6 protein-coding genes are annotated in these 4904 nt (G+C 74.3%); 3 read left to right on the top strand and 3 right to left on the bottom strand.

Annotated features, from left to right (window positions below; genetic code table 11):
- Positions 1-199: 199 nt before the first annotated feature.
- Positions 200-1051: an OmpA family protein gene (locus tag ACFQ4O_RS15165; RefSeq protein WP_378776799.1), complete on the top strand. Its 852-nt coding sequence runs from the start codon at positions 200-202 to the stop codon at positions 1049-1051.
- 33 nt (positions 1052-1084) lie between these two features.
- Positions 1085-2014 carry a hypothetical protein gene (locus tag ACFQ4O_RS15160; protein WP_378776797.1) on the top strand — a complete coding sequence of 310 codons (930 nt, stop codon included), beginning with the start codon at positions 1085-1087 and terminating at the stop codon, positions 2012-2014.
- 67 nt (positions 2015-2081) lie between these two features.
- Here the strand turns inward: ACFQ4O_RS15160 and ACFQ4O_RS15155 are convergent, their stop codons facing one another.
- Positions 2082-2456, bottom strand: coding sequence for a hypothetical protein (locus ACFQ4O_RS15155; RefSeq protein WP_378776795.1), 375 nt, complete (start codon positions 2454-2456; stop codon positions 2082-2084).
- Positions 2457-2597: 141 nt separating this feature from the next.
- On the opposite strand from ACFQ4O_RS15155, the gene ACFQ4O_RS15150 reads away from it, so the two are divergent.
- Positions 2598-3536, top strand: a complete 939-nt coding sequence (locus ACFQ4O_RS15150; RefSeq protein WP_378776793.1) for a DUF6882 domain-containing protein — start codon at positions 2598-2600, stop codon at positions 3534-3536.
- A gap of 13 nt (positions 3537-3549) precedes the next feature.
- On the opposite strand, the gene ACFQ4O_RS15145 is transcribed toward ACFQ4O_RS15150, so the two are convergent.
- Positions 3550-4617 carry a hypothetical protein gene (locus tag ACFQ4O_RS15145; protein ID WP_378776791.1) on the bottom strand — a complete coding sequence of 356 codons (1068 nt, stop codon included), beginning with the start codon at positions 4615-4617 and terminating at the stop codon, positions 3550-3552.
- On the bottom strand, positions 4614-4904 hold a 291-nt coding region (locus tag ACFQ4O_RS15140), incomplete at its 5' end, for a hypothetical protein (RefSeq protein ID WP_378776789.1). The genes ACFQ4O_RS15140 and ACFQ4O_RS15145, both read right to left, overlap by 4 nt.

Here is a 4904-nt window from a genome sequence, read left to right as displayed (position 1 = left end):
CGGCCGGCGGCGCGGGGTCGGACGCGGGCTCCGACCCGCTGCGCGAGACTGCGCCGGGCGCCGGCGGCGACGGGCTGTCGACCAACGACATGAACTCCATCTTGAAGGGCCAGTGACGCCGCGCGCGAAAAACGCTCTGCCGGGCGCAGGGACCCTGCGGAAGGGGTCGTCCGGACCCTGCAATCAAAGGATCGACGCCATGCCGTCCTCACCGTCCGTCCGCTTCGATCTCGGCGCGTCGATGCTCGCGCTCGTGCTCGCCGCGACCTCCGTCCCGGCCCTGGCCCAGACCGATCCGCTGACGGAGGCGCCCGGCGCCGCCCGCCCGGCCGTGGAGGCGCCCGCGGGGCCTGCGGCCGAGGCGCAGGGCGCGGCCGAGGAGCGCGCGACGGTGAACCCCACCGCGAACGAGATCATCCGCTCGCTCGCCCCCTTCGCGGACGGCAATCCCAACGCGCCGCGCCGCTACCGGGACGTGGACACCGACGGTGGCCGCGCCCGCGTGGACTATGGCCGCGCGATCGATCTCACCGTGTTCTTCGCCTATGACAGCGCGACGCTGACGCCGGAGGCGCGCATCCAGCTGGAGCCGCTCGGCCGCGCCCTGCAGTCAGAGCGGCTGGCCCGCCACCGCTTCCTACTCGCCGGCCACACCGACGCCGCCGGCGACCGCCGCTACAACCAGCGCCTGTCGTTCCGCCGGGCGCTCGAGGTGAAGGCCTATCTGGTCGAGGCCTACGGCATCCGCCCCGGCCGGCTGCAGGTGGTGGGCTGGGGCTTCTCGCGCCTGAAGAGCCCGGAGGCGCCGCTGTCGCGGGTCAACCGCCGGGTCGAGGTGGCGCTGATCGCGCCCGCGCGCGGCTCCCGCGCCGACGAGCCGTCCGCCGGCTGGGAGCAGGCCGCCTTCGGGCCCGGCTGCGGGTTCGAGGAGATCCGCGATCCGCGCCTGCGCAAGCCGCTCGACCTCGACGATTTCGCCGCCGCGCCCGCCGCCGTCTGCGCGGCCGCGCTCGACATGGACGACCTGACGACCTACGCGCCGCGCCGCTGACGCCGGACACCCTTCGGACGGGAGACGACCCTCATGCTGACGAAGACCCTTTCGGCCATGGCCGGCCTCGCTTTCGCGGCCCTCGCCCTCGCCCCGGCGCCCGCTTCGGCGCAGACCAAACCCAACATCGTGGTGATGGGCGAGGACGCCGACCAGGACAGCGTGCCGCGCGGCAACCGCATCTTCAACCGGGTGATTACGGAACTGTCCGAGACCATGAACCTGCGCGGCTACAGCGTCTATGACGAGACCGCGGTGGCGATGGGGATCACCCAGCCCGGCCGCGTGCGGCGCCGGGACGCGGAGCTGATCGACGTGGCGCGCGCGGTGCAGCAGCCGCCGCTGGACGTGGTGGTGGTGTTCCAGATCTACGCCTCGGCGCAGAAGTCGTCCTATTCGGACATCGTGCGCCCGGAGGTCCGGGTCGCGGGCCGCCTGCTCAACGTGCGCACCGGGCAGGGGCTCGGCTCGTTCGAGGTGGCGGGCCAGCAGCTTCCGCCGCTGCCGCAGGGCTGCGACCGGGCCTGCCTGCTCGAAAAGGTCGGCGCGGAGGCGAAGACGCTGGCGGCCGACCTGTCCTCGGCGCTGACCGCCAAGCTCGACGGCTTCATCGCCGCGGGCGGCCGGGCGGACGCCGGCGCCGTCACCGACGTCCCGTCCCAGGCGCCGGCCGCGGGCGGCGACGCCTGCGGCGGCCTGCCGACCGCCTATGTGCTGCGCCTGACCGGCTTCTCGCCGACCGAGCTGCAGGCGATCGAGGAATACGCCGCCGCCTTCAGCTGCTACGGCTCCCACCGCCCGGTGCGGGCCTCGGGATCGCAGGCGGAATACTGGTACGAAAGCCGCTCGGACAGCGCCCGCCTCAACCGCAACCTGCGCCTGATGCTGGAGCACATGGGCGCCGAGGGGCAGGTCACCTTCTCGGGCAACACCTTCAGCGTCACCAAGGTCGCGACGCGCTGACGCCGAACGACCAGGGGCCTGTTCCTTAAGGCGGCGGCCGATGGCCACTGCCTTTCGCGGCGCGGCGTCAGTCGTCGCGCGCGCAGGCGCCGATCACGCGGCGCACCTCCAGCCGGGGCGGGCGGCTGAAGCGGCCCTCGACGATCAGGCAGCCGTCGATGGTCCAGGCGGCGCGGACCCGGTCGAGGTCCTCTTTCGCGCCGACGAGCGGCGGCGGGGTCGGACCCGCGAACATCGGCCGGCCGAAGCGCGGCGCTCCGGGCGTCCCGGCGGCGGTGACGCCGATGCGCGGGCAGGGCTCCTTCACGCACAGGATGCCGGTGCCGCCGATCCGCAGCCGGCCCTCGAACGACGGATCGCCGGGCTGCGCGACGCCGGCTCCGGGCGCGGCCATGATCGCCACGGCGGCGGCGCAGGCGAGGGCGCGACGGCGTCCGGTCATGGTCATGGCTCCGCTCCTGCTCTCGTCACGCGATCATCACGACATAAAACTTCCCTGCGGCCGACGCGACCCCGAAACCGGCTCTCGCCGCCGCAGGCAAGCGACGAGCGCCGTTCAAGGCGCCGCAGAGGAGGAAGCGCCATGACGTCGTTCTGGACACGCCTGTTCGGAGGCGGGGACGACAGCGCCGCGCCGTCGGCGGCTCCCGCGCCGGACGCCGGGCTCGACCACGCCGCCGTGCTCGAACGCGCCCGCGCCGAACTTGAACTCAAGACCGCCGCTCACGACCGAACCTGGGCGCTCGCCTCCGCAGCCTGGGCGGTGGACCTGCAGCAGGGCGAGATCGTGTTCACGGCCCCGGACGGACGGCGTGTGACGGCGCCGGTTCAGGTCATCGGCACTCTGGACCCGGACACGGGCGCGTGGATGTGGGGCTGGGACCACCCCTCCGTCGCCGAGCCGATCGGGCGGGCGGCGGCGGCCGTTCGGGACTACGGCGCCGAGCGGGGCCTTGCGGAGCTGACCACGCGCGTCGTCGACTGCGACGAGGCCAGGGCCTGGGAGTTCACCGCGCTCGCCGCCCATCTCGCCGGCGCCCAGGGCGGCTACCGGGGCGCGGCCGGCGCCACGCTGGTGTTCATGACGTTCGGGACCGTCACCCTGTCCGCGGGCGACAGCGCGCCGACGCCGCCGGCCGATTTCGGCGCCGGTCTCACCCCCGTGGACGACCCGGCGCCCGAGGCGCTGGTGCGCGCCTATCTCGGCGACATCTTCGCGATCGAGACCGCCCATCGCGACCGACCGGACGGGGAGCGCGGCGGCCATGTCCACGCCGCGGTCGCCGCGATGCAGCCGGTCTATGACCGCTACTGGCGGCGCGACGACGACTACTGGCGACCGGCCTCGGTGTCGTCGCGGCCGGAGTCCGATCTCTCGCTCACCCACGACTGGCGGACCTATTCGCGCGGGCCGGACCGGTGGCGGGTGGCCTATGTGCGCGACATCGGCGTGCGCCTGCCCCGCGCCTATGACGTGGAGCGCTTCCCCGACGGGCTGAAGATCGTGGACGCGCTGTTCTGAGCCGCGATCCGGCTCAGGAGCCGGGCAGCGGCGGCAGCGTCACCACCCCGCGGGCGTCCCGCACGTCCCGCAGCAGCTCCAGCTCCGACGCCGCGCGCGCGCTGAGGTCGTAGCGCATGCGCACGGCGACGTCGCTCCGGCAGGGCGGCTTGCCCGTCCAGTTGGCGCAGGCCAGCACATAGGTGCGGATCACGTCCGTGCGCTCCGGATCGAGCGTTGTGCGGAAGGCGGGGGTCTGGGCGCGCGCGGCCTCGAAGCCCGGCTGGGCGTCGAGGAACCTCTTGGCGGCGGCGGCCAGCTCCGTGTCGAGCTCCTGCCGCACGCGGAAGTCCGGCGCGAAGCGCAGCCCGACGGGCGTGGCCTCGGGTCCCTCCACCTTCAGCGTCTGGATGTAGAGCGCGGCGCGCTCGTCGCCGGAGGGCGCGCGGGTCTCGAAGGTCAGCCGCTTCGGCGGCGCCACGGGGCCGCTGCGGGCGGTGGGGATGATCGCGACCGACAGAAACGCCGCCCGGTCGCGCCACGGCAGGTCGCGGCGGGCGCGGGCGTAACCCGCGGCGCAGGCGGTCAGCCGCTCTTCCGTCGCCCGCCGCGTCGCCGTGGTGAGATCGGTCGCGACCCTAAGGCTCGCGCCCACGCTAGGCGGCGAATGGCGCGGCGTCTGGAGCGCGAGCCGTCCCACCTCCAGCGCGGGGACGCCGCAGGCGCGGAACGCGGCGTCGAGCGCCTTCAGCTCCGCCCCCTGCGCCACGCCATACTCATACGCGGCGACCAGCTTGTCTTCGCAGGGCGACCCGCGCACGCAGGTCGCCGGGTCCTTGTCCACCGCGAAGCGGATGCGCGTCACCGGATCGCCCCGCACCGCGAAGATGACGTCGTAGCCGCCGTCCTCCTTCAGCCGCCAGCGCGTGTCGTGGACCTCAAGCCGTCCGGGATAGAGCGCCTCCGCCAGCGTCTCGGCGGCGGCGACGCTGTCGCGTTTCCGCTCGCCGCAGCCTGCGAGCGTGAGCGCGCAGGCGGCCAGCGCGAGTGCGCCCGCGACACGGCGCAGCGGGAAGGGGCGCGCGGCGGTTGGCCTGCTCACCGCTGGGCCGCCTGTCCGGCGCGATGGCGCTCGATCAGGATCCTGCGCTTGGCCTCTTGGGCCTGCCGCAGGCCGATCTCGTGGCCCTTCTGGCGGATCCACGCGTCCGCCGCCGCCTTGCCCTGCTGGCTCAGCCGCCGGTTGTACTCCGGCCGGAAGCGCTCGCCCATGGCGGCGATCTGGGCTTGCGACGGCGTGTGCCGGGCGCGTTCCGCGGCGGTGGGCTTCAGGGCGCGGATTTCGGCCGCGGTCGGCTCGTAGGGCCTGGCGCGCGCCGCCGGCGGGGC

Source organism: Methylopila musalis (assembly GCF_042679725.1).
Classification (GTDB): domain Bacteria; phylum Pseudomonadota; class Alphaproteobacteria; order Rhizobiales; family Methylopilaceae; genus Methylopila; species Methylopila musalis.
This window is presented reverse-complemented; position numbering and strand designations above follow the sequence as displayed.